The following is a 25,589-nucleotide window of genomic DNA, read 5'->3' on the forward strand; positions in this document are numbered from 1 at the left end:
AACACCTGCTTTCTAGACTACAAGATTCTTAGTTCAAGTCCGATACGTCCTTGGTTTCGAAGAGTCAGAAGAGTCAAGCATCGCCTGGGCGAGGTCACGTCGTAAACGATCACGACATGCGGCACAAATCGTGCCTTCACGGGAGGGCTTCCCGCAACTCTCACACATGATTTCCATCTGGGAAATCTCGGAGATCAATAAGCGCCCTTCCTTGATGTAACGGAAGACGGTATCTCGACTAACACCCGTTCCGATCTCGACATCTTTAGGTGAAGTCCGGATTTTTCGTCGTTCTCGCAGAAATTCGCGTACCTTCTCAAAATCCGTATGATCCTTTCGTATGCAATCAATACACAGTTCTGAAGATTGACGCACGACTAACTTCCCGCAAGATTTACAATTGATGACATCCATTTCCTTCACCTCACATAGAGTATCGGCAGGAATGTTGCTTTCTTAAACACTTCGAAATAAAGTTACAGCAGAAATTTCTTTTGCTCCCGCTTCCTTGAGTCGAAACATCGCTTGGCGAAGCGTCGCACCTGTCGTATAGACATCATCGACAAGTACGATGTTCTTCCCTTTGACGTCACTCGTTACGCAAAACGGATTGCTACGCGCAAGTCGCGCTTGTCGCCCTGCCTTACTTTGTTCTGGACCATCCAAACGACTTAAACACGGAACGATCTTTCCGCGCATCCGACGTGCGATCAGCTCCGCTTGATTGAAACGGCGGTCTGAGAGACGTTCCGCGCTTAACGGAATCGGCACAAGAACTGCTTGCTTGATTTTTACCTTCTTCAAGTCATCGGTAAACATCTCAAGCAACGCACTATCACCGAGAAACTTGAAGCGATGCATGAACTCCTTCGCTGCATCATTGTATAGATAAAGAGGTGCTGTTTGGAGCGTCAGCCCTTGTCTTCGCCATTCTGCGCAGTCTGAACAGCACACTGGACCCGGCTTTCCGCAATCGACGCATTCCCCTCTTTTTACAAACTTTATTTTACAGGTCGGACAGGTCACTTGCCTAGTCCAGAGATTTCCGAGTTCCCAACTAGGTAAATAGACCTCTTGACAGAATAGACATCGATTCATGGTTGCACAGCGTTTGCTTTCTTGATGTGATAGATCGCTTCGTACATCGCATCACTCCGGTCATTGGCGCAAAATAAAATGTCACCATCCGGGTATGCCGACGATCGTCCGACTCGTCCGCTGATTTGAATCAGGGCTGCCGTGCTGAAACCTTGATCAGCATCCAGAATCGCGACTTGAACGTTTTCGATCGTCACCCCCCGCTCAAGAATCGTTGTCGTCAGTAAGATTCCTGTCGACTGTCGAAAACGCTGGACCTTCTCGACTCGTTCCGAGTCTGCAGCATGGACGGTCTCGACGTCGTAGCCCGCTGTCGCGAATCGGTTTTGCCATCGCTCGAGCTCCGCGATCCGTGAGACGAAGACGATCCGGGGTACAGTGCTATGACGCGCCAACCAATCGAACACGATCTGTTCGCTATACGGTACGACGAGCTTTGGAACTGGCAACGGATAGCCATGATAGCGTCGCATCAGCCGAACCGTCGGAAACCGTCGATGCCAAAACGAAGGCGTTGCACTCAATAAAATCAGCGCAGCATCTTTCGTCATCGCGCGCTTGACGTATCGATGTAACGTCCGATCGAGCCGGTACGGAAACGCATCGACCTCATCCAAAATGACAACGTCGAAACAATTCCGGTAATGAATCAGTTGATGTGTCGTACTGACCGTGATGTCCCCCAGCTCAAGACGGTCCGATGAACCACCGTACAAGGAGACGATGGAAGCGTCAGCGAATGCCCGCTTCAAATGTCCCGTCAATTCCCGGACGACGTCTGCCCGTGGTGCAGCAACAAGCACACGGCGTCCGCTGGCGAGAGAGTCTGCGATTCCCGGGAAAAGCATCGGTGTCTTCCCGGCACCACATACGGCATGGACGAGAAGCCGTTTATTAGTTAGAACCGTTCGCTGGATCGCTTGAGCGATTCGAAGTTGTGCCGGCGTCAACGTCAATGGTCCATGTTGTGCCGGTGTCACCGGATCAAGTGCCCGCTGATCCGTCACGAGTCGTCCACAGCTTCGTAGTTTGCCGTAAGCGAGACATTTCCGACAATAATAACAGGCTTTACCACATGTACAGTCTCCTCGCACTGGAAGCGCGCCACATCGTTGGCAACGCCATGTCACGGCTGGTCTGAATCGGTATGTCACTTGTGGTGCGTCGATCCATTCAACAGGTACGAGTCGTCCTCGAAGATCCATCGTCATCTCTCCTTTTCTGTTTCGTCTCTTTCTCGCGGACGTCCGTCATTTCCTTGTGAGCGTTCCACTACTCAACTTGAGCTTTTGACTCGCAGAATTCGAGGTAACGTCATACGTTACGGTTTCAACAAGCGTTTCCATATAGTCATCCATGATTTTTGAGGATTTTGACAAAACAAAAGCAGCAGGTATCCTCATGAAGAGAATCCCTACTGCTTCCGCTCTTATCTTATTCTGCTGCGTGATACCATGTGACACCGATTGCCCCTGGTCCGAGGTGTGTACCGATGACGGGTCCAAAGACACTCATCTCGATGCGTGCCTGCGGGAAAAGTGCCTTCAGTTCAGCAATCTCTGCTTCTGCTTTCGCAGAATCCTCGGCATGGATAACACCGATGACATAACCGGTACCATCACCGCGAATATCTTCCTTCATCATTTCCTCAATCCGATTGACTGCCCGCTTAAACGTTCGAATCTTTTCAAACGGAACGATTTTTCCATCAACGAAATGAAGGACCGGCTTGATTTTCAGGAACGAGCCGACGAATGCTTGCGCGACACTTAAACGTCCTCCACGCTGGAGGTGTTCGAGATCGTCGACGACGAAATAAGCACGAATCTGTTCCTTTAACGTCTCAAGACGCTGGACGATCGTCTCTGCCGTCGCTCCTGCATCTCGCAAACGAACGGCTTCTTGGACGAGAAACGCTTGCGGCATACAGGAAATACGTGAATCGACTGGATGGACGTTGACATGATCCACCATCATGTTGATCGTATGTAACGCTTGGTACGTTCCGCTGATCCCACTTGATAGTGTAATACCAATGATATCCGTTCCTTCTGGCAACTGCTCGAACGACGACACGAGATCACCGATGTTCGGTTGTGAGGTCGTCGGGAGACTGCCCGTCTGGATGCGTTCATAAAATTCCGCTACCGAGATATCAAACCCTTCCCGGTAGGCGTCACCGTCGAAGATGACACTAAGTGGTGCGATGTGCACTTGATGTTCTTCACAATAGGTAGTTGGCAGATAGGCTGTGCTATCCGTTAAGATCACAATCTGGCTCATCCGTGAATTTCCTCGCTTTTATAGTTCCGTCGTGACGCTGCCAAATGTGACACGCCACAATCGCTTTTAAGTGTAGCATTTTTTACTGGATAAAAAAAGAAAGACGGAAGCGGGAGCTCCTGTCTTTCGAGATATTAAACGACGACCCATCCACGACGGATGGATTCGACGACAGCACCGGTCCGGTCCGGCACATTCATCTTCCGGAGGATCGATGAAACGTGGTTCTTGACCGTCTTTTCACTGATGTACAACGTATCGCTGATCGCACGGTTCGAGAAACCGTCCGCTAACAATTGCAAGACTTCACATTCGCGACGCGTCAAGACGTGGAGTGGTGCTTCCGCGACTCGTTTTTCAACAGGTTGTGACGCCATCGTTTGTTTCATCTTCATCAAACGACGGTATTCCTGCAATAAGTTCGGTGTGACTTTCGGATGGACGTATCCACCTTCGCGGTACACGGAACGAATCGCATTGACGAGTTCGTCCGTTGCCATTTCCTTTAAGAGATAACCGACTGCACCGGCACCCAGGGCGTGCATGACATACGTCTCATCATCATGAATCGATAAGATGATGACACGAACGTCCGGATAGACTTCCATCAGACGTTTTGTTGCTTCAACACCGTTGACTTGCGGCATGTTGATATCCATTAAGACGATATCCGGTTGATGGGTTTCGACGAGCGAGATGACTTCTGCTCCGCTTTCCCCTTCCGCTACGACGACGAACTCTTCTTCGAAATCAAGAATTCGTTTAACGCCTTCGCGGAATAACTGATGATCGTCGACGATGACTACTTTCACTTGCTCGTTGTTCACAGTGTTTCCCCTCTCGCTTCGGATTCCTCGATTGGAATCTTGACCTTGATGACCGTACCTTTTCCGGGCTGCGTCTCGATATCGAATTCACCATCGATCAATTCGATCCGTTCACGCATACCTACGAGTCCGAATGACTCGTCGCATGATGCGACGATGGAATCGAAATCAAATCCAACGCCATTATCCTTCACGTGGATTCGTACGGAATGTTGATATTGTTCTATGATAATACGAATGTCACTCGCTTTGGAATGCTTAACTGCATTTTGGACGGCTTCTTGGACGATTCGGAAGACGGCAACTTCATACGTCGAATCGATCCGTTCACCGCCTCCTAGATAATTGAAGTGAACCGGAATATTCGAAATTTCTTGAATATGGCGAAGATAACGCTCGAGCGTTGGAACGAATCCGAGATCGTCAAGCGTCATCGGACGTAAATCGTATATGATACGGCGGATATCGGCAAGCCCATCCCGAATCAACGTCCGTAAACGGTGAATCTCTTCAAAAGCTGCCTCTGCCCCATTATGCTGGTGAATCTTTTCAATCAAATCAGCCCGAATCAAAACGTGGGCAAGCGTCTGCGCCGGACCATCGTGCATGTCGCGCGACAAGCGGCGGCGTTCATTTTCGGCGGACTGGAAGACTTTTAGACCCATCTCCTGTTTTTGCATCGCCTTTTCATATTTTTCATTCATCATCTGCATATCGTCCGTCAAGAAGTTGAGGACGACCGAGACACGTCCAATCAATTGATCTGCCCGTTCAATCGTCTCATCGAGCTGAATCAGTCGGCGTTCGAGCTCATCGCGGCGCTTTCGGCAATTCATCTCATCTCGTTGATTGATGAACGATTCGAGTTGTAACGCGTTCGCTGTCTCGTAGGCCGACCGGACATCCTGTTCCGAGTAGCTGTCGAAGTTCTTACTGACGACGACGAGTCGCGCCTTCGCATCCTTGATATGGCGTTCGAGTCGTTCTGCTTCTTTTATATAGTCGTGCACCCGAATTTTCAGGTCGCGCAGTTCTTGCTGGATTTCGGCATATTGTTCGCGAGAACTTTCCGTGATCCGGACGATTTCTTCCCGACTCTCTTCTACGACGCCGATGATGTTCTGTACGATATCATTCAAGGATAGCCGCTCCCTCATCTCATTCGTCATGGTATTCCCTCCATTCCTTGCCAGTCGTCTACGGTTGTCTCTCTCTTGGAACGTCGTTATGCTAGAAAGAACTAGTTAACGAGGAGGACATTTTTGATTATGACATTATCTAATTATTATACAGTAAAAGAAAACGGTTTCCACGAAATCATTATCCAAAAGTCACGATTCATCACTTATTTAGCTCGCGCAACGACGGAAGAACAAGCCCAGGCGTTCATTTCCGAGCTGAAAAAAAAACATCACGATGCGAACCACAATTGCTCCGCCTACGTCATCGGTGAGCGTAATGAGATTCAAAAAGCGAATGATGACGGTGAACCGAGCGGAACAGCTGGTGTTCCGATGCTCGAAGTCTTGAAGAAGCGTGACTTACGCGATACGGTCGTCGTCGTGACACGGTATTTCGGCGGCATCAAGCTCGGTGGTGGTGGATTGATTCGTGCATATGGTTCGAGTGTCTCTGAAGCATTGAACGCAGTCGGTGTCGTCGAACGAATCGAGCATACCGTCGTTTCTGTCAATGTCGACTACACATGGGTCGGAAAGCTTGAGAACGAATTACGAGCGAGTGTTCATCCGATTGATCAGATCCATTACCTCGATCAAGTCCAGATCGACGTCCTCGTCAAGACAGCCGATGTCCCCGATTTTCTCGACTGGATGACAAACATGACGAACGGTCAAGCCAATTTGTCAAGCGGCTCTACTCGTTACCTCGAACGTGACATTATTTCCTGACCTGCTATACTGATTGTAAAGAATTTTAAAGTTTTTTAAAAATTCAGTTAAAGTTAGGAGTTAATAAAGGTGGAAGAGCGAACCCGCAGTAATAAAAAAAAGATAAAGAAAAAACGTTCGTGGTTCAAGGTGTTCGTGATCAGTTTTCTGGTCGTGCTCGTCGGTGGAGGTGCGACCTTCGCTTACGTCGCGTATAAGACGTTCCAGACTGCAAACGATGCGAATGTCGATTTAGCGCGCGGTGACAAGTCCGAGAAACGAGAAGCAGCCATTGATTTGACGAAAGATCACTTTTCCGTTCTGCTCGTCGGGACGGATGAACGACCTGGCGACACCTCATCCCGTGCTGATACAATGATTGTCGCGACATTCAACAAGGACGATCAAACCGTTGATATGGTCAGCATTCCCCGTGATTCACTCGTCGAGATCCCTTCTGTCGGTTACGAGGATAAAATCAATCACTCTTATGCCTTTGGTGGCATCGATTCAACGATTGAAACGGTCGAGACGTTGCTCGATATTCCAATCGATTATTATGCATCGATCAACTTCAATGGTGTCGTCGCGATCGTCGACGCATTAGGCGGCATCGATGTCGATGTCAAGTTACCGATCGATACACTCGACTCATCCGATAAGCGCAATGGCGTTAAATTGGAACCGGGTCAACAGACGTTGAACGGCGAGGAAGCACTCGCCTATGCCCGAATGCGTTATCAAGATCCTGAAGGAGATATTGGTCGAACAAAACGTCAACAACAGATCGTCGAAGCCATCGTTGATCAGTCGACATCGTTCGGTTCAATCACCAAACTAAATACGCTGATGGACGCGACGGGAGACAATTTCCGGACGAACATGTCGTTGACGGAAGCGTTCCAACTGCAACCGTTCATCAAAAAAATCGGTTCCATCAACCGGATCGACCTTAAAGGAACGGACACGAAAATTAACGGGGTCTATTACTACCAGCTTGATCAAACTTCATTGGCTGACGCGAAGACAACATTGAAGGAACAACTCAATTTGCCAATTGATGAGACGACAGACAGCATCACGTCGGAGGCTGCAGATGATTCGTTCACTCCAAGCAACTGATCATGCGTCACTACTGGAAGTACAACGTCGCGCTTATCAGATAGAAGCCGCATTACTCAATGCGACTGATTTCCCGCCCTTACGCGAAACGATCGATGAGATTGACGTTGAAGCGCCAATCGGTTTCGTTTACGTCATTGATGACGACATTGTTGGTGCTGTCACGATTGCTGACGGGACGATCACTCGACTCGTCGTGGATCCGGCATACTTCCGTCAAGGAATTGCACAGTCCTTACTGCATCACGTGATGGAGCGACATCAGACAAGACACGTCATGACCGGTGCACGTAATCTGCCAGCGCTGTCGCTCTACAATCGTTTCGGCTTTTCAGAAGTCCGGCGCGAGTGGCGTAGTGGGATCGAACTTGTCTTTTTGACTCGACTCTGATGAAGCGGTATAAGCGAAAACAAATAAGCAGCAGACCAATGTCTGCTGCTTATTTGTGCGCTTTAAAAGAAAAGAAATCCGAGAGCGGCTCCGATTAACACGATTCGTAACGGCGACTGTTTATAAAAACGAAGTAAACAGAACAAACCGAAGGCAATCAAGAAATCAAGACCACTCTTGATGCTTGAAGTAAAGATTGGATCATAAAGAGCGGCAAGCAAGATACCGACGACGGCAGCATTGACGCCAATCAACATGCGTCCGACTGCTTGATTCTTCCGAATACGATCCCAGTACGGTAAAACACCGATGACGAGTAGGAATCCTGGCAGAAAGATGGCGAGCGTCGCAAGAATCCCTCCAGAAATACCAGAGACGATCGTACCGAGATACGTCGCGAACGTAAAGAGTGGACCCGGTACCGCCTGTGCAGCAGCGTAACCAGCAAGGAACGTATCCGTGTTCATCAGCCCAGGTACGAGTGTCTGCTCAAGGAATGGCAAGACGACATGTCCGCCACCAAAGACAAGGGCACCAGCACTGTACATGATACTCGTCAGTTGGACGGTTCCCGTCGCAGATTGCGCGAGAAACGGTGTGACAGCAAGTAAGACGAAGAATAAGACGAGTGCTGTGATGCTAAGTAGACGTGGTACGCGAATCGACAAGGATCCACCCGTCTCCGTCTCTTCTTTAAACCAGAAGAACGCAAGAAGACCTGCGAGCAACAAGACACCGACTTGCGCCAGTGGATGTGCGATCAACAGTACCCCTGCTAGCGCTAGTAGCATCAACGTCATCCGTTTGACGCCTGTCGCAAGTTTCATTCCCATGCCAAGGACGGCGTCAGCAACGATTGCGACAGCGACGAGTTTCAAGCCATGAATGAATCCGGCTTCCGCGACATCGAATTGTGTCGCAAGAATCGCGAATAGAATCAAAGCGATACTCGACGGCAACGTAAAGCCAACGAAGGAAATGATTGCCCCTGCTACACCTCCACGGATCAAACCGATTCCCATTCCGACCTGACTCGAAGCGGGACCCGGTAGGAATTGACAGAGTGCAACTAAGTCAGCATAGGCTTTCTCATCAATCCATTTTTTCCGTTTGACATATTCCTCATAAAAATATCCGAGATGGGCGACCGGACCGCCGAATGACGTCAATCCGAGCTTAAATGATACAAGAAAGATTTCAATTAAACGATGCATGTTTCACCTCCATCTTTCATTCTACACAAAAGATGTTAAGTTCTTGTGAACTTCAACGACTTTTCTTTCCATAAGTCCCTTTTCGCCACAATTTCTCCATGGGACCTTGTGGATGAGACTGGAGATATCTGTTTGAAGCAACACCTTGTGCGATCAAAAGTAGGAAAACGAGTAACAGTCCTTGCCATAACGGTGTCGTTCCATGTTGTCCACTGAAGAAAACGAACACGGTAAAGACGACTGTATGCATCAAATAATTCGTCAATGCCATCCGTCCCAGTCCAGCAAACCATTGCATGCGCCCAGCACGAACGAGTAGCGCGACGGCACAAGCATAGGTGATTGCAAGCGTGCGTCCTGAGAGCCAGACGTAAAATAAATTGATTGATCCGTCTGGTACATCAGCATGTGCTTGTATGATTCCAGCGAATGACGGAAGTGTCAGTAGTAAACTAATTCCAAGCGTCCACCACAGGAAACGATTCGTCGGGGGTGCTGCGCTGAAGCGTTCCATCAAATAAGCTCCGATCAAGAACAGGGATAGAATTTCTGGCCAAATGACACCGGAATTCATGAGGGCTTCCGGTAATTGAACTGTCGCGTGATGCGATAAAAATCCGAGAAGATCGCGCGATGCGACGAACGACTGAAGTGTCTTATCCAGCTCGACGACGGGAGCGTCGCCAAATTGACGAGCCCCAAAGAAAATAAGTAGATAGAGCAGAATGGCATAGATTTGAAATGCTATCGCAAACAAGAGTTTCGTGACCGGCTTTGTTTTGGCGAACAATAACAAAATGAAGCCCGTCAACGCATACGTATGTAAAATATCTCCCTGCCAGACGAGCAGGTGCAAAAGACCCATGATGAGCAGAATTCCGAGACGCCTTGCGAAGATCGTCATCGGTAGACCACGTTGTCGCAACCGATTGATGAACAGATAAAAACCGGCTCCAAAAAGAACACTAAACAGGGTATAGAATTTCGTCTGGATGAAGAGATCGAAAATGAGACGAATCGATTGATCCATCTCCCCCATCATCGCATTCGGTCGATCACCGAGAAAACTCGGCATGTTGACGAATAAAATCCCGCATAATGCAAAACCACGCAACACATCCAAATAGACGATGCGTTGATTCAATGATTGATTCATTCCAACACTCCCTTTCTGAAAAAAGACCGCTCACACGGATGAGCGGTCTTTTTTGATATACGTTATTTCGATGTAAAACGTTCCAACAAATTCAACAATGGTCGATAACGTTCGCCAAGCAAACCGAGCGACTCGACGAGAATGTCAAGAACGAGCAATAACATGACGAGTGAGACGAGGGCACCGATCGAATTCGTCTGCGAGAACAGAATCGCCGTCATTCCGAAGATGGCACAGAGTCCATAGATGACGAGCACGGCTTGGCGCATCGTAAAGCCGAGATCAAGCAATCGGTGATGCAGATGGGCCTTATCCGGCGCAAATGGTGGTTTTCCTTGCAATACCCGTCGAACGATCGCAAACAACGTGTCGGAAATCGGGATCCCAAGCAAAATGACCGGAACGGCAAGCGAGAACAACGTCACGTTCTTGAATCCAAGGAGTGATAACACACCGAGCATATAGCCGAGGAACAAGGCACCGGTATCACCCATGAAAATCTTCGCTGGGTAGAAGTTATGAAACAGAAAACCGAACGTACTCATCAATAAGAGAATCGCGACGATCGTCACGTAGACGTTTCCTTGAATGACGGCAAGACTAATCAATGTCAACAAGACGATACTCGAGACACCAGCTGCTAATCCGTCTAATCCATCAATCAAGTTGACGGCATTCGTGATCCCGATGACCCAAAGGAATGTCAACGGAACGCTCCACCATCCGAGATATAACTGCTGGTCGAACGGTAGATTGATGAACTCGATCCGGATCCCACCGTTTAGGACGATGACGGCAGCAACGATTTGCCCCATCAGCTTCAAACGAGCATTGAGTTGGAATCGATCATCCAGTGCACCGGTCAAAATGATAACGAATCCACCGACTAAAATGTGCGTCGCATACGGACTCGAAGGTTGTAAGATGAAATAACCGATCATGAAGGCGATATAGATCGCTAATCCGCCAAGTCGCGGCATGATTCGGACGTGTACTTTTCGCGCGTCCGGACTGTCAACGGCACCGACTGCAATCGCAAAGCGTTTCACGACGGGTGTGATCAGTAAGGCGGCGATAAAACAGACGATGGACGCAGTCCATAACATAGTAACATCACGCTCCTGCGCGAATTATATCATAAAAAAAAAAGAGCCGACGAGCGGCTCTTACATGAAGATTGGTACTTCAGCAGCTGGATCATATGTATAGATACCGCGCCCGACTTTTTTGATGGCAGGGTTTGCCTGTTCGACTTTCGCCATCAATTGGTAGATGTTACTAATTTGGTGACGGTAACGCAATTCAAGCTCCATTTGGATGTCACGTGCTGTCATTGATTCACGCTCGCGCATCAAATCGCTGATTTGGTGCACGTAGACTTCTAGCGGGTACCGTTGGTTGACACGACGTTGTTTTAACGGACGCTCATGCGTGACGGCGACTTCTTGCGAATGTTCTCCCGTTCCACGGCTTAATTCCGAGATCAGATACTCGGCACGCCGCTGTAAGCGACGGTATTCCTCCTCGATTTCCATTAGTTCGCGGTAGATATGTTCACTGTTACCCATTCCTTGCCCCTCTTTCCTTTTTATACATTAATGTTTCAATCATGTTTCAATTGTATGTATTTTGAAATATTTTAAACTATAATTTGTCTTGATAATATATAATTTCTTTAATTATTTAATTATCCTGTAATATTTTCATATCCTTACCGATAAATTGGCTACACCTCATATTAACAGAAAGGAGTGAAAACGGAACATATAATTTCGATATTTAACTATTTTAATAATACTTAAGTTCTACTAATTCAATATATATCTTTCTTATTTTACCGAAAAGGAGACTGGAAATTTAATGGGCAAATTACCTAAAACACTTCGTACCGCTCTAGTACTTTCGTTGGTATCCGGTTGCTTCGCTTCTACTTCTACTGTATCGGCTGCTTCTGGTACAACCTTTACGAAAACTTCGTATCAGACGACAGATGCCTTGAATCTACGCAGTTCGAACTCGACGTCTTCTAAAAAATTGCTGACGATCCCGAAGACGACGAAAGTCACATCGAGCTATCGAAAAGGCTCTTGGTATAAGTTGTCATATAAAGGAAAGACGGGATATGTGACCGGATCTTATCTGAAAAAAATCGAGAGTGGCACTTCTTTTTCGAAGACGTCTTATCAGACGACGGATGCGCTATCCTTACGTAGTGCCGCAACGACATCTTCTACTCGATTACTGACGATTCCTAAGGGAGCCGGTGTACAATCAAGTTTCAAAAGCGGGAATTGGTATAAAGTGACCTATGCAAATAAGACCGGTTATGTTTCTGGTTCGTATTTAAAGAAAGTGACTACACCAGCCAAAACGACGGTCTATACGACGACGGATCGCTTGAATTTCCGTTCGTCTCCTTCGACATCCGGAAAAGTCCTGACGACGATTCCAAGTGGAACTGCCGTCAATTCCCTCGCCGTTAAATCGAATTGGCACACGGTCCAGTACCAAGGGAAAACGGGGTATGTCATGGGAACGTACCTGAAGAAAGGGACTTCCGTTCCTGCCTCGACGACTGGAAACGTCGATTATAGTGGTTCAAAGATGTATGTGTTGATCCCATCAGGCAATAGTGTCGCGCTTCGTGCGAGTGCATCGACGCTCAGTGGTCAAATCGCTCGTCTTGGACGTGGTACTCCTGTCGTCGTCACGAATGCGCGTCATCAAACGAAAGGGTTCGTCGCCGTCCGGACGGCAAGTGGTCAAAGCGGTTATGTCGATGCGACGTATCTGACGTTGTTCCAACCGGCACCATCGAATCGTCCACTTCTCGTCCTTGACCCAGGTCATGGAGGACACGACGCAGGTGCAGTTCGTTACGGCGTGACAGAGCGTGACATCGTCCTTGCTGTCACGAAACAAGTCGCCGAGCGTCTTGCCGGAAAAGTCGATGTGACGATGTCACGCTATACGAACGACTACTATCCGTCACTTGGAGAGCGAAGTGCCCTTGCGAACAGTCATGCAACGACTGCTTTCGTCAGTGTCCACATCAATGCTTCAACGAGTATGCAAGCATACGGAGCAGAGACCTTCTACTATAAAGGCGCCTCTTCGATCAACCTTGCTCGTAATGTCCAACAACGCCTCGTCTCCTACGCCGGCATGCGCGACCGAAGCGTTCACTATGCGAACTATGCCGTCATTCGTGGTACGAAAGCACCGTCGATTCTAGCGGAACTCGGGTTCCTCTCGAACAGCGCGGATCGTGCGAAACTGACGAACGCATCGTATCAGTCACGTTACGCGCAAGCAATCGCAGACGGTATTCTCGCCTCACTTTAAATCAACGCCATATCAAAAAGGATCGCTCAGGGAAGCGATCCTTTTTGCATACACATAACTTTCAAGGAATGTCCTTCACCATCAGGGAATGGTTCAGACAAGGGAGCGACTAGCGAGGATTTGCTCAAGGGATAGCAAATCTGTCGAATCGACACGATAGTCTGCCTCATGGAGCGCCGACTTCGGTCCAACTCCGACGGCATACATGCCGGCAGCGTGGATGGCAGTAATGCCAGCTGTCGCATCTTCTACACCGATGCAACGACTCGGTTCGACGTCGAGTGCTTCTGCAGCACGGAGAAACACTTCAGGGTGTGGTTTCGATTGTGCAACGGTCGCAGCGTCTACGATGTCATCGAAATAGTGTCGGACCTTTAGTGCCTCGACGACCATCAGCGCATTTTTAGAGGCGGACGCCATTCCGATCTTCAGCCCAGCGTTTCGGATTTCATCGAGGAATGCAGTGATTCCAGGAAGAAGATCCTGTTCAGAGATATGTTGAATCAATGTGACGTAGTGTTCGTTTTTCTTCGCAGCAAGTGCTAGCTTCTCTTCCTCCGAAAAAGCGTTCTGTTTTCCACCAAGCGCAAGGATACGCTCGAGTGAATCCATCCGGCTGACACCTTTTAATGTCTCATTGAATTCCCGGTCGAACGGGATATCCAAATCCTCTCCAAGTTGTTTCCACGCTAAGTAATGATACTCTGCTGTATCGGTAATTACGCCGTCTAAATCAAAAATGACCGCTTCGATCGTTGGTGCCATCCGACATCCATCCTTTCTTCCATCGTCCATGAAAGGCAAGAAATCGAATGACTTTGCGCAAACGATTGCACTTGCCTTATGAATAATTTTACTGGTTCTTCCGAATCTTTGCAAGCGTTATCAAATATTTCTGATTTTCTATTTTTAAGCACGAAACACGTTAATATTGATAACGCTTTCAATTTTAAGGGAATGTTTTACTTATTTCGTTCTTTACTATTCGTTTTACATTTTTTAACTGCTATAATGAATCTCATAGCATATGAGGGAGTGACGAAGATGTTTCAACGTGTTAAACAGTTGTTGAATGATCAAAGTCGAAGAATTCATCGTTATGAAAAAATCGTAACGACGATCAATAGCCTAGAACGAGAAATGGAACAAACATCCGATCAAGCGTTACGTGAATTGACCGCCTCATTACGTGAGCGGCTACAAGCCGGGGAACGAATCGATGCAATCACACCAATGGCATTCGCCCTTGTCCGAGAAGCGAGTAAACGAACGCTCGGCTTACGGCATTACGATGTGCAGCTCATGGGCGGTCTGGCGTTACTTGAAGGACAAATCGCCGAGATGGCGACCGGTGAAGGAAAGACGCTCGTTGCTTCACTCGCGAGCTTCACTCAGGCGCTTCACGGAAAAGGTGTCCACGTCATTACCGTCAATGAGTATCTGGCACAACGCGATGCGGAGCAAATCGGTCAGATTCACCGATTTTTAGGGTTGCAGGTCGGAATCAATTCCGCTGAAGCTACGTTTGAGGAAAAACGGATCGCCTACGCAGCAGACATTACATACGGTGTCGGAACTGAATTCGGGTTCGATTACCTGCGCGATCATCTGATCATGGAGCCGACGGAACGTCTGCAACGTCCGCTTCATTTCGCTTTGATCGACGAAGTCGATAGCATTTTAATCGATGAAGCGAAAACGCCACTCATCATGGCGGAACGAGACAGTGTCCACGAAGGGTTACAGCAACTCGTCCGTCATGTCGTCCAGACATTCGAAGACGAGCGGGATTATACGTTCGACGAAGAGATTAAAGCGGTCGCCTTGACTGACCATGGGATTGAGACGATCGAAGAGGCGTTTGCGATTGATCATCTGTTTGCTGCTGAGCACTCCGTCCTCTTCCATTACGTCATTCAAGCCTTACGTGCTCATGTCGTCCTCAAGCGAGATGTCGACTATATCGTCAAGGATCAAAAAATCGCGCTCGTCGACCTCTTCACGGGTCGTCTGATGGAAGGACGCAGTCTATCCGACGGGTTACATCAGGCACTTGAAGCAAAAGAAGGTGTTCCCGTCACGGAAGAGAACCGGACGACGGCACAAATCACGATTCAGCATTATTTCCGTCTCTATCATCAGGTGGCAGGAATGACGGGTACAGCGGCGACGTCACGGGAGGAGTTTCAAAAGACATACGGGATGGATGTCGTGACGATTCCATCGAATCGACCGAAAATCCGGATCGATGCGGAGGACGTCATCTTTGCGACGCGTGACGAAAAATTAGAAGCGATCGCGCTGGCGACAAAATCGGCACACGTCACGGGACGACCAGTTCTGATCGGTACTTCATCGATTGAACAGTCCTTACGCGTCGCGAAGACACTTGATACACATGAACTCACCTACGAGATCCTGAACGCAAAAACCGTCGATCAGGAAGTCCGGATCATCGCTTCAGCCGGACAAGCCGGTCGAATCACGATCGCCACGAACATGGCAGGTCGCGGAACGGATATTTTACTTGATGAAACGGCACAACAACAAGGCGGCTTGTTCGTCATCGGAACCGAACGCCATGAATCGATTCGGATTGACAACCAACTCCGTGGTCGAGCAGGTCGCCAAGGCGATCCCGGATTGACGCAATTTTATCTCTCGCTCGAAGATGAACTGCCACGTCGTTTCGCGCGCGACCGTCTCGCACGCGTGCAACAAAAAGTACGAGATGCTTCCGGTCCACTGGCTTCACGTGACGTTCGGGATCTATTGCAGTTCGCTCAGTCGACGTGTGAATCCGTCAATCGGAGTGTTCGAGATGAACTCGTCCAGCTCGAAGAAGTCATCAGCGAACAACGGCAAGCAATCTATCATCTCCGCAATAGAATCGTTGATGTGACGTCACTTGAAGACATCGTCCAACCGTTTGCCGGACGTGTCTTGCCGTCGATCATCGACCAAACACTTTCTGACGATCTCGTCCCGGAAGAATGGCCACTGGCTCTCGTCACGACAGAACTCGAGCAACTGTTGCATCAACCGGTCACGTTAGAACGACTGGAAACGATCGACGAGATGAAACGCCAACTTGAGCCGCTGATTGCTGACACTGAAGCCTTACTCGTTGCCCATGTTGCGGCTGAAAAAGAGACCGTCAAACGCTTCATCCTCCTTGCACTGGATGAGCAATGGACGCGCCATTTAACAGCCATGAACAGCTTAAAAGAAGGAATCCACCTCCGGAGTTACGGACAAGAGCAACCAGTCCGCATCTTTGAGCGAGAAGGCATGGATTACTTCGAATATGCCATTGCGAGTTTCGAAAAGCAGGTCCTTTCTGGCATCTGCCGCGCCGAACAGACATACGATAGCGAAGGAGAACTGCACCATGCACACGTCGAATGAAGTGTTTCGTCCCCCACTCTATTTCACGGAGGACATGCCGATCGTCAAGGAAGATGAATACGTCTTTCGTCACGTCGCGAAACAACTACCTGAGTTACAGGTCAATCAGATGGCAATCCATCTGTTTCAAGTCTTATCGCGCCGTCCACTTCAAGTCATCGCCTTGTTCCAAAACACGTTGTCCCGGTCGTTCCATCTGAATGATCTCGTCGTCCTTGCACTCTCCGGTGACGAACTCGTCGCTCGGAAAGTCCTCAGTATCGAAGAAGTTCCTGTCATACTCCCGATGGCGACGTTGCCGCTCTGGTTGACGTTCGAAGAAGACGAATGTTTCGTCGACCTCGAGCAGTTGACGGAGCCATTGCAGCTCGTCTTCTCAAGTGAGACGCTGACCGAGCTGTTCATCGAAGACGACTTCACGGAATCGGAACGACGCATCATCCGTCAAGTCGCTTATTCGCACCCGACACCTCCAGCAGATGGCTGGTCGTTATTACCGGTCTCAATCATGCGCGAGCCGGATACTGTGACCGCGACCGTCCTCGTCCGTAATGCCAGCGATCAGACACTGACGCTTGAGGCGCTAACGTTCGAATTGATGGATGACGAGACGCCACTCGCAGACGTCACCCATCCTGGATTGTCCTTACCCGCTCATAGCCAACATGCGATTCGTCTCCGTTTCGCCTGCACCGCAACAGACGTCCCTGCATTCGGTCTCCGTTATCTTCCTCCCTCTTCCTAAAAAAACGTCTCGGCACACAAGATGCCGAGACGTTTTACTTATCCTTTTAAGAGTCCGATGACGCGGACGTTGATCGCTTTTGGTTGGAACGCAAGCATGTTTTCCATGTCTTGCGCAATCCGTTCTTGGACTTTTCCAGCTGTCTTGATGATCGACATGCCGTATTTGATATGCACGGACAGACTGACCGTGATGTCGCCACCGACATCTTCGACTTTTACGAGTTTGACCATCTGTTTTTCCTGCAGTTTCGAATCATCTGCTGTAAAGGCGATGCCTTCCGTTTCTTGAACGGCTACCCCTGCGATGACCTCGATGACTTGTTGCGAGACGTTCACGACACCGTCCGCATTATTTAAATTATATGACATACCTTCCACGCCCTTCGTCTAGTAATCCATCTATCTTAAAGTGTAATGCATTCCGCCTTATTTTAAAAGGTCTTCCCGTTTCTCGACGATCGGACGAATGTCAATCTCAATCAAAGGACGGAGGACACGGACGACGAGCGGGTGTATGATGATACCAACGATCAACAAGGCGACGCCAATCATGATCAGTAAAGCGAGCCACGGTTGCGGTACGAATGCATCCGTCACATATTGACGCCACGCCATGACGAAGAAGACATGGAGTAGATAGACGTAGAGGCTGAGTTCCCCAGCTCGTGTGATGAGCGGAAGACGACGCATCGGGATCAACATCATGAAACCGAGCGAGGCCGCGATCGACAAGACATAGATGACGCTATGCTTGAGTACACCAATCCACGTGTCACTGTCATACTGTTCAGCGTACGGGAAACGATGCTTGAAGGCATTCGCGAAATCGACGATCTCTTGCGGTGTGTCACGCCACGCCTCGAACAATAAGAAGCCCATGACGGCTGCGAACGTCACACCACCAATCAAGCGGACGTTCATCCGGCGCTTGAAGTTCTTCGGCATCTCGAAGATGCGGATGAATTCGTGTTCCGATAGATAGTTCCCGAGCAAGAAATACGGATAGAACATGATCAGCTTCCGAAGTGCCAAGAATCCAGTGTTCTCGAGTTCAAATCCATACAGCAAGGCGAAGGCAAGACCGAACCAGACATATCCACGCAAGTGAACGACATACGGCGTCACGATATACCAGACGACCATGACGAACAGATACCAAAGTGCCCAGTAGGGACGTAGGAGATGCGTACCGATGTTTTCACCAGAAAAGAGCGGCAATCCTTCTCCAAGCGTCGCCCAAGATCCAATTAAGATTTGCCAGACACAGTAGACGGCAAATAGTTGGATGACACGTAAATACTTGTTTTCGCGGAAGAAATAACCGCTTAAAATAATGAATAATGGCATATGAAACGAGTAAATCAACAGATAAACCGTCTCAAGCAACTTTCCGTCATAATCAAACCGTAAATCCGTCAGCATGTGACCTATGACGACGAAAATGACAAGAAAACCTTTGATATTATCAAACCACGGATTCCGATTCATGTTACACTACCCCTTATACTCCCTCGAAAGGAACGAATGTTTATGAAAAAGACACTCCTGATTCTATCTGTCGTCTTGAACGTCGTTCTCCTTGCATTGTTACTGGGACGTAAACCGCTCGAACTATTCGAAAGCGTCTTACCTGCAACGAGTACGACTCCAGTCACGACCTTCCAATACGATAAGAACCCGAACTATGTCCGTCTGAATAGTCTATTCCATACTTATCAATACCCAAAATCAGCGAACGCTGTCATGTTAGGCGACTCGATGACGAATTTTGCCGATTGGCGTATCTTGATGGAAGACCCGACGATCGTGAATTTCGGGATTCCTGGTGATACGACAGAAGGCTTTTTGACTCGCCTCGACTTGATCATTGAGATGAAACCAAAACGCGTTTTCTTGATGGGCGGTATCAATGATATTCGTCACTATACACCGATTCCGCAAATCACTGAGAACATGACGACGATTGTGACGACACTTCGAAAAAATAACATCGACGTCGTCATTCAGTCAACCGTTCCTGTCGCACCGAAATATTCGGACTCCGTCCGAATCAATCGGGACGTCGAAGCGTTGAACCGGAATTTACAAAACCTTGCTCAATCGGTGGATGTTCCATTCGTTGATCTACGACCTGTCTTGACGAATAAACAGGGATACCTGCAAAATCGGATGACGTACGATGGACTCCATCTCGTCGGTGGCGGTTACCTGCGCTGGAGTGATGCGCTGAAACCCTATGCGCTGAAAACCGATTTGACAGCAAATAACTAAACGAAAAAGCGGCTCATCCCGATTTCCGGGATGAGCCGCTTTCGATTATTAGTCTTCTTGGTTTTTGACACCCATGTACGCTGCGACGCTCGATGCTGAGAAAACTGCAACGGCAACGATACCGACAGCAATCCAAATCACTTGATCCATCATTTCTTTATATCCCCCTTTATGTAACCGCTCACTTCTACATTTAGCGTACACGAATTTCGTCAAGAAAGAAACACATTTTCCATGTCTAATGACTAGACGATTCGGGAAAAAGTAACTATAGTAGAAGGACAACTACAAATTGTCAGAAAATTCGATTATTTAACAAGGAGGTGTTTCTGATGGCCACTTCATTGCTTACGCCGAAAGTGACGTTACGACATCGAAGTACTCTCAACTTTGGATATTGGCTTGTCATCGGATGCATAGGATGGGGGATGCTTGCCCTCGTCACGAATGTTGGTACTGTTATTAGTCGTCTTCCTTTATATGAAAGCATTCCCCTCGCCATCCTTGTACTTGGTCTCACGGGTATCGTACTAAAAATGGCGCGTGACGAGTGGTGGATTCGTTATCTTGAACGTCAGACCCAGTATTACATCGGACACGAAACCGTGACCGGTTGGTGTACGACGATTGATAGCATGTGGCTGATCCGCAAGACGATGCGCCGTGAACTTCGCCTGCTCTACAGACAACTTGCCAAGACGAAAGCATCGGAAGAAGTGAAACAGACGCTCGCCCTCCAGCTCGTCGAGCGTGGTGTGCTCATCGTCTATTCTCGACCAAAAAGTGATCATCCTGCTTGAAACAAAAAGAGGACTGCCCCATCATCTTCTATGAAAGAAGTAGATGGGACAGCCCTTTTTTTACTGTTTCAGCCAATCCGTTGCTGCTTCAATCGTTGGCATGACGAGTTGGTGACCATAATTCGACCACGTGACGTCGACTGATGCACCAGCTTGTTTCAAGAGTGCTGATAACTCTTCCGTTTCCTGAGCCGGACAAATCGGATCATTGCTTCCGGCACCAATGAAGACGCGCACATCCGATAAATCAGGTAACGTCACACCACGACGCGGTACCATCGGGTGCAACAGAATCGCTTGTTTGAACAAAGCTTCTTCGAACAACATATTCGCCGCGATGTTCGCCCCGTTCGAGTATCCGACTGGAATCAGACGATCGAGCGCGAAGTCACGCTCCGCTGCCTGATCACGTAAAAACTGAATTAAACGCGCTGTCCGTAAAGCGAGGTCTTCTTCATCGAAGACGCCTTCCGCGAGTCGTTTGAAGAATCGTGGCATCCCGTTTTCCGAGACTTCCCCGCGGACGGACAAGTAGCCTGCTTCCGAATCGAGCAACGAGACGAGTCCGACGAGATCTTGTTCCGTTCCGCCTGTGCCATGTAAGAATAAAAAGATAGGTGCGTCTGCTGTTTTTGGTGCTTGGTATAAATGAATCATACGAGTCTCCCCTTCGGTACAGTAATAGGTGTTACATGATTTGTGATTGCACTGCGATGTGCTTCGAGTTGTTCAGGCAACTTCAAGTCTTCTCCGAGCATCTCGAACGCTTCATCGATTGCGAATCCTGGATTGTCGGTCGCAATTTCATGGAGGATCCGACCGCGGTCATGGAAATAGATCGATGTGAAGTAATTGCGGTCCTTCACTTCAGTCGTCAGCAAACCGAACGCGTTGATGGCGTTCATCCAGTCGAGTTGTTCCTTTTGATCCGTTGCCCGCCACGCGATATGGTGAACCGTTCCCGTTCCCGGACGACCGATTGGCATTTGACCATGAACGACGTCAACGACATTCCCGAACTCGCCTTCTGCGATATACCGGTCAACGGTTTCAGTCCGTTTGCTGAGTGTCAGTCCGAATGTGTCTGTCAGTAATTTTGCTGTGTCTGATGGATCCCGTGATAGTAACGTCGCTCCCGCGAACCCTTTGATGGCGACCTCACGTGTGATGCCGTCGATTTCATAGCGACTGTCTGGTCCTGCCTCGCGTTCGACGAGTTCAATCTGGAGACCATGTGGATCTTCGAAGGCGATCTGTTGCTCTCCGAACCGAACCGTCTCTTCAAACGAGACGTTTTTTTCTGTCAGCCGCGCTTTCCAAAAATCTGCTGCCCCGACCGGAATCGCGTAAGCTGTTGTTCCGACTTGTCCGGCACCGACTTGTCCTTTTGCCATGCCTTTAAACGGAAAGAACGTGATGATCGTTCCCGGTGCCCCGGATTCATTTCCAAAATAGAAGTGGTATGTTCCTGGATCATCGAAGTTGACCGTTTTTTTGACGAATCTTAGTCCGAGAATGGTTCCGTAAAAATCGAGATTTTCTTGTGGATCGCCGACCATTGCTGAGATATGATGAATGCCTTGCGTTTTCATATGATGCGTTCCTCCTTCAGTCGTATCTATTAACACAATAATAGTAACCAAAGAACAAAAAGTAAACTAATAAGCCTTTTCTCGTTTTTTCTGGAACCTTTATCCAATTTAGACCGTAGGACACTAGGTAACAATGGTACACTTGTCGTGCAACAGACGTCTTTAAAGGAGGTTCATATGTTAGAAATCAAACACATCACGAAGCGTTTCGGCGATTTTACGGCCGTAGATGCTCTGACGATCGAGGTGCCGCGCGGGCAAATCTTTGGTTTGCTTGGGGCGAACGGTGCTGGAAAGACGACGACGTTCCGGATGTTGCTCGGTCTACTGCAACCGACTGAAGGATCGATCACCTGGAACGGAGAGCGCATCCCGACTTCAAAGATTGGATACCTTCCGGAAGAACGAGGGCTGTATCCAAAAGTCCGCGTCGATGAACAACTTTTGTTCCTCGCAGAACTCCGGGATATGAAACGGAAGGATGCGAAACGAGCCTTGACGGAATGGCTCGACTATTTCCAAATTCCGCAGTATGAAAAAATGCGCGTCGAACAACTCTCAAAAGGAAATCAACAAAAAATTCAGTTGATCTCTGCCGTCCTACATAAACCTGAACTGCTGATTTTAGATGAACCATTCAGTGGACTCGATCCGGTCAACGCCGAACAATTAAAACGTGCTGTCAAAAAGTTAACCGTCGACGGAACGACGATCGTCTTCTCAAGTCACCGGATGGATCATGTTGAAGAACTCTGCGAACACGTCGCGATCCTCGATCACGGAAAACCCGTCGTTGCTGGCTATCTCCCTGACATCAAGGCGGGATACGGAAAAACACGTGTCCTCTTGACGACAGATGCTCCACCACTCCTGTGGGATAGCTTGCCAGGTGTCCTACAAGTCGAGTCAGACAACAATGGGCATATCGTCCAAGTCTCTTCAAAAGAAGCGGCTGATCAACTTCTCCAACATATCGTCAGTCAAGGACACCATGTCGATCGTTTCGTCTGGGATCAGTTATCCCTACAGGATATCTTCATCGAGGAGGTCGGCAAACGTTATGAACCGTAAATTCCTGACTTTATATCGCTTCAATCTACTACAAAAATTACGTGCTAAAAGCTTTTTGATTTCGACGGTCCTGATGGTCCTGTTCCTCGTCGGCTTCGGTAATATCGAACGGATTCTCGACTGGTTTTCGGGTGACGATCCGAAAGTTGCTCTCGTTAGTGAATTGTCGACCGATCTTCGTCCGGCCTTGAAGAAGGCTGGTGTCACTTCAGACATCACGACGAAGGACTATACGGTCGCACAAGCACGAAAGGCAGTCGACCGTGGTACATTCGATGCCGTGGCAATCGTTCAGGATTCATATGACGTGACACTCGTCAGTGCTAGTCCTGAGTCTGAATTACAGACACAGGTCGCAACGGTCGTCAAACAAGTCCGTGATCAAGCCGTCATCACGGATGCTGAAATCGATCCGAACGTCCTTGCTTCGCTCGCTGAACCTGTTCCTGTCAAACAGGAGTTGACGTCGACAGGTGGGAAAAGTGAGGATGAACTCTTTGCTGCCTCGGCGCTCGTCTATGTGTTGCTGTTCTTGATGTACTTCACGATTGCGATTTACGGTGGGATGATCGTCACGGAAATCGCGAACGAAAAGTCATCCCGCGTCATGGAATTGCTGATTTCAGCAGCGAGTCCGATTCAACATATGCTAGCGAAGATCCTCTCGATCGCTACGGTCAGTCTCGTACAATTATCGATCCTCGTCGGTGTCGGCTACTACAGTGCTCAAAACAGTAGTTTATTCGATCAGTTATCACTCGATTCCTTGAGTGCTCGGACGATCATTTATCTGTTCGTCTTCTTCCTGCTCGGATACTTCCTGTACGCGACGCTCCTCGCGGCACTCGGTTCGCTCGTCAGTCGGGTCGAGGATGCGCAGCAAGTGACGTTACCGGTCATCTTGTTGATCGTCGCTGCCTTCATGATTTCGATGTTTAGTCTGAATGCACCGACGAACCAAGCTGTCGTCGTCCTGTCATTCGTTCCGTTCTTTACACCGATGGTCATGTTCCTGCGCGTCATGTTGACCGATGTACCGCTATGGCAAGTGTCGATTTCGCTCATCTTGATGCTGATCAGCATCTCGCTTGCCTTGTTCGTCGGAACGAAATTCTACCGGGGTGGTGTTCTGTTCTATGGATCGAATCCACTCAAACAGTTGCGCCGGATTTTAAGCGGTCGCCGGTAACAGTTTACAAGACGAATCGTTTCCGCTATCGTTAGGTGAGAAAAAGCCTTTAGGAGGAACTACGTTATGCGGTCTCGTTTTTGGGCAGCGATCCTTTTCACAGCTGCTGCCATGGTCTCGTCACTTGTCATGTTCACGAAATTCCCGCAAGCGAGTGCGACATGGGAACTCGTACTTGCCTATGGAGGCATGGCGTTCGTCTCTAGCCTCTTTTGCTGGTCCTTCGTTGCGGTGCGCCGCCACTCTTCTCGTTTATACGGAAGCTGGGTCGGTGTCTTCATCGCCGGACTGACTGTCTTACTTGTCTGTATCGCGCGATTCGTCTTACGTGGTGATGTGATGATGATTTTCAAATGGCAAGCGATGCTCGGTAGCTTAACTCTCAATTTCGGCTATGTCGGTTGGGTACTCGTCATTGCAAATGCAATCATTGGTTTCATCATCGGTCGGATCCGTCAAAAGACGCGTCGTCCACGCCCGATGCCACAACGTTAATAAAAAGTCGCTGTCTTCTGAACGTCAATCAGAAGACAGCGACTTTTTTTATTTGCGATGATAGCGGGAACGACTTTTCCGGTCGCTGTAATCCGCATAATAGGTTGAACTCGATAAAGAGACACCGTCCGTCATACGATCGAGGTATTCATCGAGCTGCATCATCGATGGTAATTTATCCTCGAACAACTCATACGTCTCTTCCGCTTGATCGCGTTGCAATTCCCCTGCTTCCATCACGGCTTCGACGAGCTCATGGAAGATCCGTTGCTCGGTCGCACTCATCGTCTGCTCGATCCGTTTGACGTCCTCATCATACATTAAATCAAACAGGCGCATTCGCTCTTCGAGCTGTTCTTCGACCCACGTCCCGTCTTGTCCGAGCGTCTGTTCATAAGCAAGCTTCATCTCTTCAAGCGGTGTGTTCTGTTGCATGATGAACTTCAATGACTCCCCTGTCCAGATATGCCGTGCCAAATAACTAGCGTCGATGTTCAAGACGTCCGCCAATGCTTCGATGTAGGGTTTGGTTGGATAGACTTCGCTGAGCTCCGTCCGGCGGATGAAGTATGGTGCGACGCCGAGTCGTTCAGCCAACTGTTCGATCGTAATCCCGGCACGCTCCCGTAAAATACGAATCCGGTCACCGTAACCCCGATATGGTGAATGGTCTAGCATACGATTCCCTCCC

The 25,589-nt window shown here is 48.7% G+C and carries 27 protein-coding genes; 11 read left to right on the forward strand and 16 right to left on the reverse strand.

Annotation, left to right across the window (positions count from 1 at the left end; genetic code table 11):
• Nucleotides 1–33 precede the first annotated feature (33 nt).
• The 6 genes from AC3B4V_RS08105 to AC3B4V_RS08130 form a co-directional block, all read right to left on the reverse strand.
• On the reverse strand, nucleotides 34–414 hold the full coding sequence (locus AC3B4V_RS08105; protein WP_029342533.1) for a hypothetical protein: 381 nt from the start codon (nucleotides 412–414) through the stop codon (nucleotides 34–36).
• A 42-nt stretch (nucleotides 415–456) separates the two neighbouring features.
• Nucleotides 457–861: a ComF family protein gene (locus tag AC3B4V_RS08110; RefSeq protein WP_230088504.1), complete on the reverse strand. Its 405-nt coding sequence runs from the start codon at nucleotides 859–861 to the stop codon at nucleotides 457–459.
• A gap of 233 nt (nucleotides 862–1,094) precedes the next feature.
• Complete coding sequence (locus tag AC3B4V_RS08115; protein WP_488378103.1) at nucleotides 1,095–2,303, reverse strand: helicase-related protein; 1,209 nt, start codon at nucleotides 2,301–2,303, stop codon at nucleotides 1,095–1,097.
• A 229-nt stretch (nucleotides 2,304–2,532) separates the two neighbouring features.
• Nucleotides 2,533–3,381: a DegV family protein gene (locus AC3B4V_RS08120; protein ID WP_488378104.1), complete on the reverse strand. Its 849-nt coding sequence runs from the start codon at nucleotides 3,379–3,381 to the stop codon at nucleotides 2,533–2,535.
• A gap of 134 nt (nucleotides 3,382–3,515) precedes the next feature.
• A complete protein-coding gene (locus AC3B4V_RS08125) occupies nucleotides 3,516–4,208 on the reverse strand; it encodes a response regulator (protein ID WP_029342537.1) in 693 nt (230 codons plus the stop codon).
• Nucleotides 4,205–5,365, reverse strand: coding sequence for a sensor histidine kinase (locus tag AC3B4V_RS08130; RefSeq protein WP_230088503.1), 1,161 nt, complete (start codon nucleotides 5,363–5,365; stop codon nucleotides 4,205–4,207). Before AC3B4V_RS08130 ends, AC3B4V_RS08125 begins: the two co-directional genes overlap by 4 nt.
• Before the next feature lie 111 nt (nucleotides 5,366–5,476).
• On the opposite strand from AC3B4V_RS08130, the gene AC3B4V_RS08135 reads away from it, so the two are divergent.
• The 3 genes from AC3B4V_RS08135 to AC3B4V_RS08145 all read left to right on the forward strand — a co-directional run bounded on the left by AC3B4V_RS08135 (nucleotide 5,477) and on the right by AC3B4V_RS08145 (nucleotide 7,610).
• Nucleotides 5,477–6,118, forward strand: coding sequence for a YigZ family protein (locus AC3B4V_RS08135; RefSeq protein WP_488378105.1), 642 nt, complete (start codon nucleotides 5,477–5,479; stop codon nucleotides 6,116–6,118).
• A 135-nt stretch (nucleotides 6,119–6,253) separates the two neighbouring features.
• Nucleotides 6,254–7,219 (forward strand): LCP family protein, encoded by a 966-nt coding sequence (locus AC3B4V_RS08140; protein ID WP_353049752.1) that lies wholly within the window; start codon nucleotides 6,254–6,256, stop codon nucleotides 7,217–7,219.
• Nucleotides 7,194–7,610 carry a GNAT family N-acetyltransferase gene (locus AC3B4V_RS08145; protein WP_488378106.1) on the forward strand — a complete coding sequence of 139 codons (417 nt, stop codon included), beginning with the start codon at nucleotides 7,194–7,196 and terminating at the stop codon, nucleotides 7,608–7,610. The genes AC3B4V_RS08140 and AC3B4V_RS08145 overlap by 26 nt, the downstream gene beginning before the upstream one ends.
• Nucleotides 7,611–7,672: 62 nt before the next feature.
• Here AC3B4V_RS08145 and chrA read toward each other — a convergent pair whose 3' ends face one another.
• The 4 genes from chrA to AC3B4V_RS08165 form a co-directional block, all read right to left on the reverse strand.
• Entirely contained in the window at nucleotides 7,673–8,824 is a 1,152-nt protein-coding gene (chrA, locus tag AC3B4V_RS08150) for a chromate efflux transporter (protein ID WP_488378107.1), read from the reverse strand.
• 52 nt (nucleotides 8,825–8,876) lie between these two features.
• A complete protein-coding gene (locus AC3B4V_RS08155) occupies nucleotides 8,877–9,980 on the reverse strand; it encodes a DUF418 domain-containing protein (RefSeq protein WP_488378108.1) in 1,104 nt (367 codons plus the stop codon).
• Nucleotides 9,981–10,042: 62 nt separating this feature from the next.
• Nucleotides 10,043–11,086 carry a glycosyltransferase family 4 protein gene (locus AC3B4V_RS08160; RefSeq protein WP_029342543.1) on the reverse strand — a complete coding sequence of 348 codons (1,044 nt, stop codon included), beginning with the start codon at nucleotides 11,084–11,086 and terminating at the stop codon, nucleotides 10,043–10,045.
• A 60-nt stretch (nucleotides 11,087–11,146) separates the two neighbouring features.
• Nucleotides 11,147–11,548, reverse strand: a complete 402-nt coding sequence (locus tag AC3B4V_RS08165; protein WP_029342544.1) for a Rok-like winged helix domain-containing protein — start codon at nucleotides 11,546–11,548, stop codon at nucleotides 11,147–11,149.
• A 292-nt stretch (nucleotides 11,549–11,840) separates the two neighbouring features.
• Here AC3B4V_RS08165 and AC3B4V_RS08170 point away from each other — a divergent pair, with 292 nt between their 5' ends.
• On the forward strand, nucleotides 11,841–13,325 hold the full coding sequence (locus tag AC3B4V_RS08170) for an N-acetylmuramoyl-L-alanine amidase family protein (protein WP_488378109.1): 1,485 nt from the start codon (nucleotides 11,841–11,843) through the stop codon (nucleotides 13,323–13,325).
• A 93-nt stretch (nucleotides 13,326–13,418) separates the two neighbouring features.
• Here the strand turns inward: AC3B4V_RS08170 and pgmB are convergent, their stop codons facing one another.
• Complete coding sequence (pgmB, locus tag AC3B4V_RS08175; protein WP_488378110.1) at nucleotides 13,419–14,090, reverse strand: beta-phosphoglucomutase; 672 nt, start codon at nucleotides 14,088–14,090, stop codon at nucleotides 13,419–13,421.
• Between the two features lie 279 nt (nucleotides 14,091–14,369).
• Here pgmB and secA2 point away from each other — a divergent pair, with 279 nt between their 5' ends.
• Both secA2 and AC3B4V_RS08185 read left to right on the forward strand, forming a co-directional pair.
• Nucleotides 14,370–16,733 carry an accessory Sec system translocase SecA2 gene (gene secA2, locus AC3B4V_RS08180; RefSeq protein WP_488378111.1) on the forward strand — a complete coding sequence of 788 codons (2,364 nt, stop codon included), beginning with the start codon at nucleotides 14,370–14,372 and terminating at the stop codon, nucleotides 16,731–16,733.
• Nucleotides 16,717–17,478 (forward strand): SLAP domain-containing protein, encoded by a 762-nt coding sequence (locus AC3B4V_RS08185; RefSeq protein WP_064299378.1) that lies wholly within the window; start codon nucleotides 16,717–16,719, stop codon nucleotides 17,476–17,478. The genes secA2 and AC3B4V_RS08185 overlap by 17 nt, the downstream gene beginning before the upstream one ends.
• A gap of 38 nt (nucleotides 17,479–17,516) precedes the next feature.
• On the opposite strand, the gene AC3B4V_RS08190 is transcribed toward AC3B4V_RS08185, so the two are convergent.
• Together AC3B4V_RS08190 and AC3B4V_RS08195 are read right to left on the reverse strand one after the other, a co-directional pair.
• Nucleotides 17,517–17,849 carry an Asp23/Gls24 family envelope stress response protein gene (locus AC3B4V_RS08190; RefSeq protein WP_029342549.1) on the reverse strand — a complete coding sequence of 111 codons (333 nt, stop codon included), beginning with the start codon at nucleotides 17,847–17,849 and terminating at the stop codon, nucleotides 17,517–17,519.
• A 57-nt stretch (nucleotides 17,850–17,906) separates the two neighbouring features.
• Nucleotides 17,907–18,968: an acyltransferase family protein gene (locus AC3B4V_RS08195; RefSeq protein ID WP_488378112.1), complete on the reverse strand. Its 1,062-nt coding sequence runs from the start codon at nucleotides 18,966–18,968 to the stop codon at nucleotides 17,907–17,909.
• Nucleotides 18,969–19,010: 42 nt separating this feature from the next.
• On the opposite strand from AC3B4V_RS08195, the gene AC3B4V_RS08200 reads away from it, so the two are divergent.
• Nucleotides 19,011–19,751 (forward strand): SGNH/GDSL hydrolase family protein, encoded by a 741-nt coding sequence (locus AC3B4V_RS08200; protein ID WP_050678748.1) that lies wholly within the window; start codon nucleotides 19,011–19,013, stop codon nucleotides 19,749–19,751.
• Between the two features lie 332 nt (nucleotides 19,752–20,083).
• Nucleotides 20,084–20,551, forward strand: coding sequence for a hypothetical protein (locus AC3B4V_RS08205; protein WP_214746825.1), 468 nt, complete (start codon nucleotides 20,084–20,086; stop codon nucleotides 20,549–20,551).
• A gap of 60 nt (nucleotides 20,552–20,611) precedes the next feature.
• On the opposite strand, the gene AC3B4V_RS08210 is transcribed toward AC3B4V_RS08205, so the two are convergent.
• Both AC3B4V_RS08210 and AC3B4V_RS08215 read right to left on the reverse strand, forming a co-directional pair.
• The gene (locus AC3B4V_RS08210; protein ID WP_214805444.1) at nucleotides 20,612–21,208 is read right to left on the reverse strand and encodes an alpha/beta hydrolase; all 597 of its coding nucleotides are present in this window, start codon (nucleotides 21,206–21,208) and stop codon (nucleotides 20,612–20,614) included.
• Complete coding sequence (locus AC3B4V_RS08215) at nucleotides 21,205–22,143, reverse strand: VOC family protein (RefSeq protein WP_488378113.1); 939 nt, start codon at nucleotides 22,141–22,143, stop codon at nucleotides 21,205–21,207. The genes AC3B4V_RS08210 and AC3B4V_RS08215 overlap by 4 nt, the downstream gene beginning before the upstream one ends.
• 177 nt (nucleotides 22,144–22,320) lie before the next feature.
• Here AC3B4V_RS08215 and AC3B4V_RS08220 point away from each other — a divergent pair, with 177 nt between their 5' ends.
• From AC3B4V_RS08220 to AC3B4V_RS08230, 3 genes are all read left to right on the forward strand, one after another.
• Nucleotides 22,321–23,214 (forward strand): ABC transporter ATP-binding protein, encoded by an 894-nt coding sequence (locus AC3B4V_RS08220; protein WP_064299374.1) that lies wholly within the window; start codon nucleotides 22,321–22,323, stop codon nucleotides 23,212–23,214.
• On the forward strand, nucleotides 23,204–24,403 hold the full coding sequence (locus AC3B4V_RS08225; RefSeq protein ID WP_195864483.1) for an ABC transporter permease: 1,200 nt from the start codon (nucleotides 23,204–23,206) through the stop codon (nucleotides 24,401–24,403). The genes AC3B4V_RS08220 and AC3B4V_RS08225 overlap by 11 nt, the downstream gene beginning before the upstream one ends.
• A 66-nt stretch (nucleotides 24,404–24,469) precedes the next feature.
• Entirely contained in the window at nucleotides 24,470–24,898 is a 429-nt protein-coding gene (locus AC3B4V_RS08230; protein ID WP_029342557.1) for a hypothetical protein, read from the forward strand.
• Between the two features lie 48 nt (nucleotides 24,899–24,946).
• Here AC3B4V_RS08230 and AC3B4V_RS08235 read toward each other — a convergent pair whose 3' ends face one another.
• Nucleotides 24,947–25,576, reverse strand: a complete 630-nt coding sequence (locus AC3B4V_RS08235; protein ID WP_029342558.1) for a helix-turn-helix domain-containing protein — start codon at nucleotides 25,574–25,576, stop codon at nucleotides 24,947–24,949.
• Nucleotides 25,577–25,589: the final 13 nt, after the last annotated feature.

It is taken from the genome of Exiguobacterium sp. E17S, from assembly GCF_057772545.1.

Coding starts and splice junctions, on each gene's coding strand:
- AC3B4V_RS08160 (WP_029342543.1), bottom strand. CDS start 11,086: ATGTTATGGACTGCGTCCATCGTCTGTTTTATCGCCGCCTTACTGATC.
- AC3B4V_RS08120 (WP_488378104.1), bottom strand. CDS start 3,381: ATGAGCCAGATTGTGATCTTAACGGATAGCACAGCCTATCTGCCAACT.
- AC3B4V_RS08235 (WP_029342558.1), bottom strand. CDS start 25,576: ATGCTAGACCATTCACCATATCGGGGTTACGGTGACCGGATTCGTATT.
- AC3B4V_RS08135 (WP_488378105.1), top strand. CDS start 5,477: ATGACATTATCTAATTATTATACAGTAAAAGAAAACGGTTTCCACGAA.
- AC3B4V_RS08225 (WP_195864483.1), top strand. CDS start 23,204: ATGAACCGTAAATTCCTGACTTTATATCGCTTCAATCTACTACAAAAA.
- AC3B4V_RS08200 (WP_050678748.1), top strand. CDS start 19,011: ATGAAAAAGACACTCCTGATTCTATCTGTCGTCTTGAACGTCGTTCTC.
- AC3B4V_RS08195 (WP_488378112.1), bottom strand. CDS start 18,968: ATGAATCGGAATCCGTGGTTTGATAATATCAAAGGTTTTCTTGTCATT.
- AC3B4V_RS08210 (WP_214805444.1), bottom strand. CDS start 21,208: ATGATTCATTTATACCAAGCACCAAAAACAGCAGACGCACCTATCTTT.
- AC3B4V_RS08165 (WP_029342544.1), bottom strand. CDS start 11,548: ATGGGTAACAGTGAACATATCTACCGCGAACTAATGGAAATCGAGGAG.
- pgmB (WP_488378110.1), bottom strand. CDS start 14,090: ATGGCACCAACGATCGAAGCGGTCATTTTTGATTTAGACGGCGTAATT.
- AC3B4V_RS08215 (WP_488378113.1), bottom strand. CDS start 22,143: ATGAAAACGCAAGGCATTCATCATATCTCAGCAATGGTCGGCGATCCA.
- AC3B4V_RS08110 (WP_230088504.1), bottom strand. CDS start 861: ATGCATCGCTTCAAGTTTCTCGGTGATAGTGCGTTGCTTGAGATGTTT.
- AC3B4V_RS08155 (WP_488378108.1), bottom strand. CDS start 9,980: ATGAATCAATCATTGAATCAACGCATCGTCTATTTGGATGTGTTGCGT.
- AC3B4V_RS08115 (WP_488378103.1), bottom strand. CDS start 2,303: ATGGATCTTCGAGGACGACTCGTACCTGTTGAATGGATCGACGCACCA.
- AC3B4V_RS08170 (WP_488378109.1), top strand. CDS start 11,841: ATGGGCAAATTACCTAAAACACTTCGTACCGCTCTAGTACTTTCGTTG.
- AC3B4V_RS08230 (WP_029342557.1), top strand. CDS start 24,470: ATGCGGTCTCGTTTTTGGGCAGCGATCCTTTTCACAGCTGCTGCCATG.
- chrA (WP_488378107.1), bottom strand. CDS start 8,824: ATGCATCGTTTAATTGAAATCTTTCTTGTATCATTTAAGCTCGGATTG.
- AC3B4V_RS08130 (WP_230088503.1), bottom strand. CDS start 5,365: ATGAGGGAGCGGCTATCCTTGAATGATATCGTACAGAACATCATCGGC.
- AC3B4V_RS08190 (WP_029342549.1), bottom strand. CDS start 17,849: ATGTCATATAATTTAAATAATGCGGACGGTGTCGTGAACGTCTCGCAA.
- AC3B4V_RS08145 (WP_488378106.1), top strand. CDS start 7,194: ATGATTCGTTCACTCCAAGCAACTGATCATGCGTCACTACTGGAAGTA.
- AC3B4V_RS08185 (WP_064299378.1), top strand. CDS start 16,717: ATGCACACGTCGAATGAAGTGTTTCGTCCCCCACTCTATTTCACGGAG.
- AC3B4V_RS08105 (WP_029342533.1), bottom strand. CDS start 414: ATGGATGTCATCAATTGTAAATCTTGCGGGAAGTTAGTCGTGCGTCAA.
- AC3B4V_RS08205 (WP_214746825.1), top strand. CDS start 20,084: ATGGCCACTTCATTGCTTACGCCGAAAGTGACGTTACGACATCGAAGT.
- AC3B4V_RS08220 (WP_064299374.1), top strand. CDS start 22,321: ATGTTAGAAATCAAACACATCACGAAGCGTTTCGGCGATTTTACGGCC.
- secA2 (WP_488378111.1), top strand. CDS start 14,370: ATGTTTCAACGTGTTAAACAGTTGTTGAATGATCAAAGTCGAAGAATT.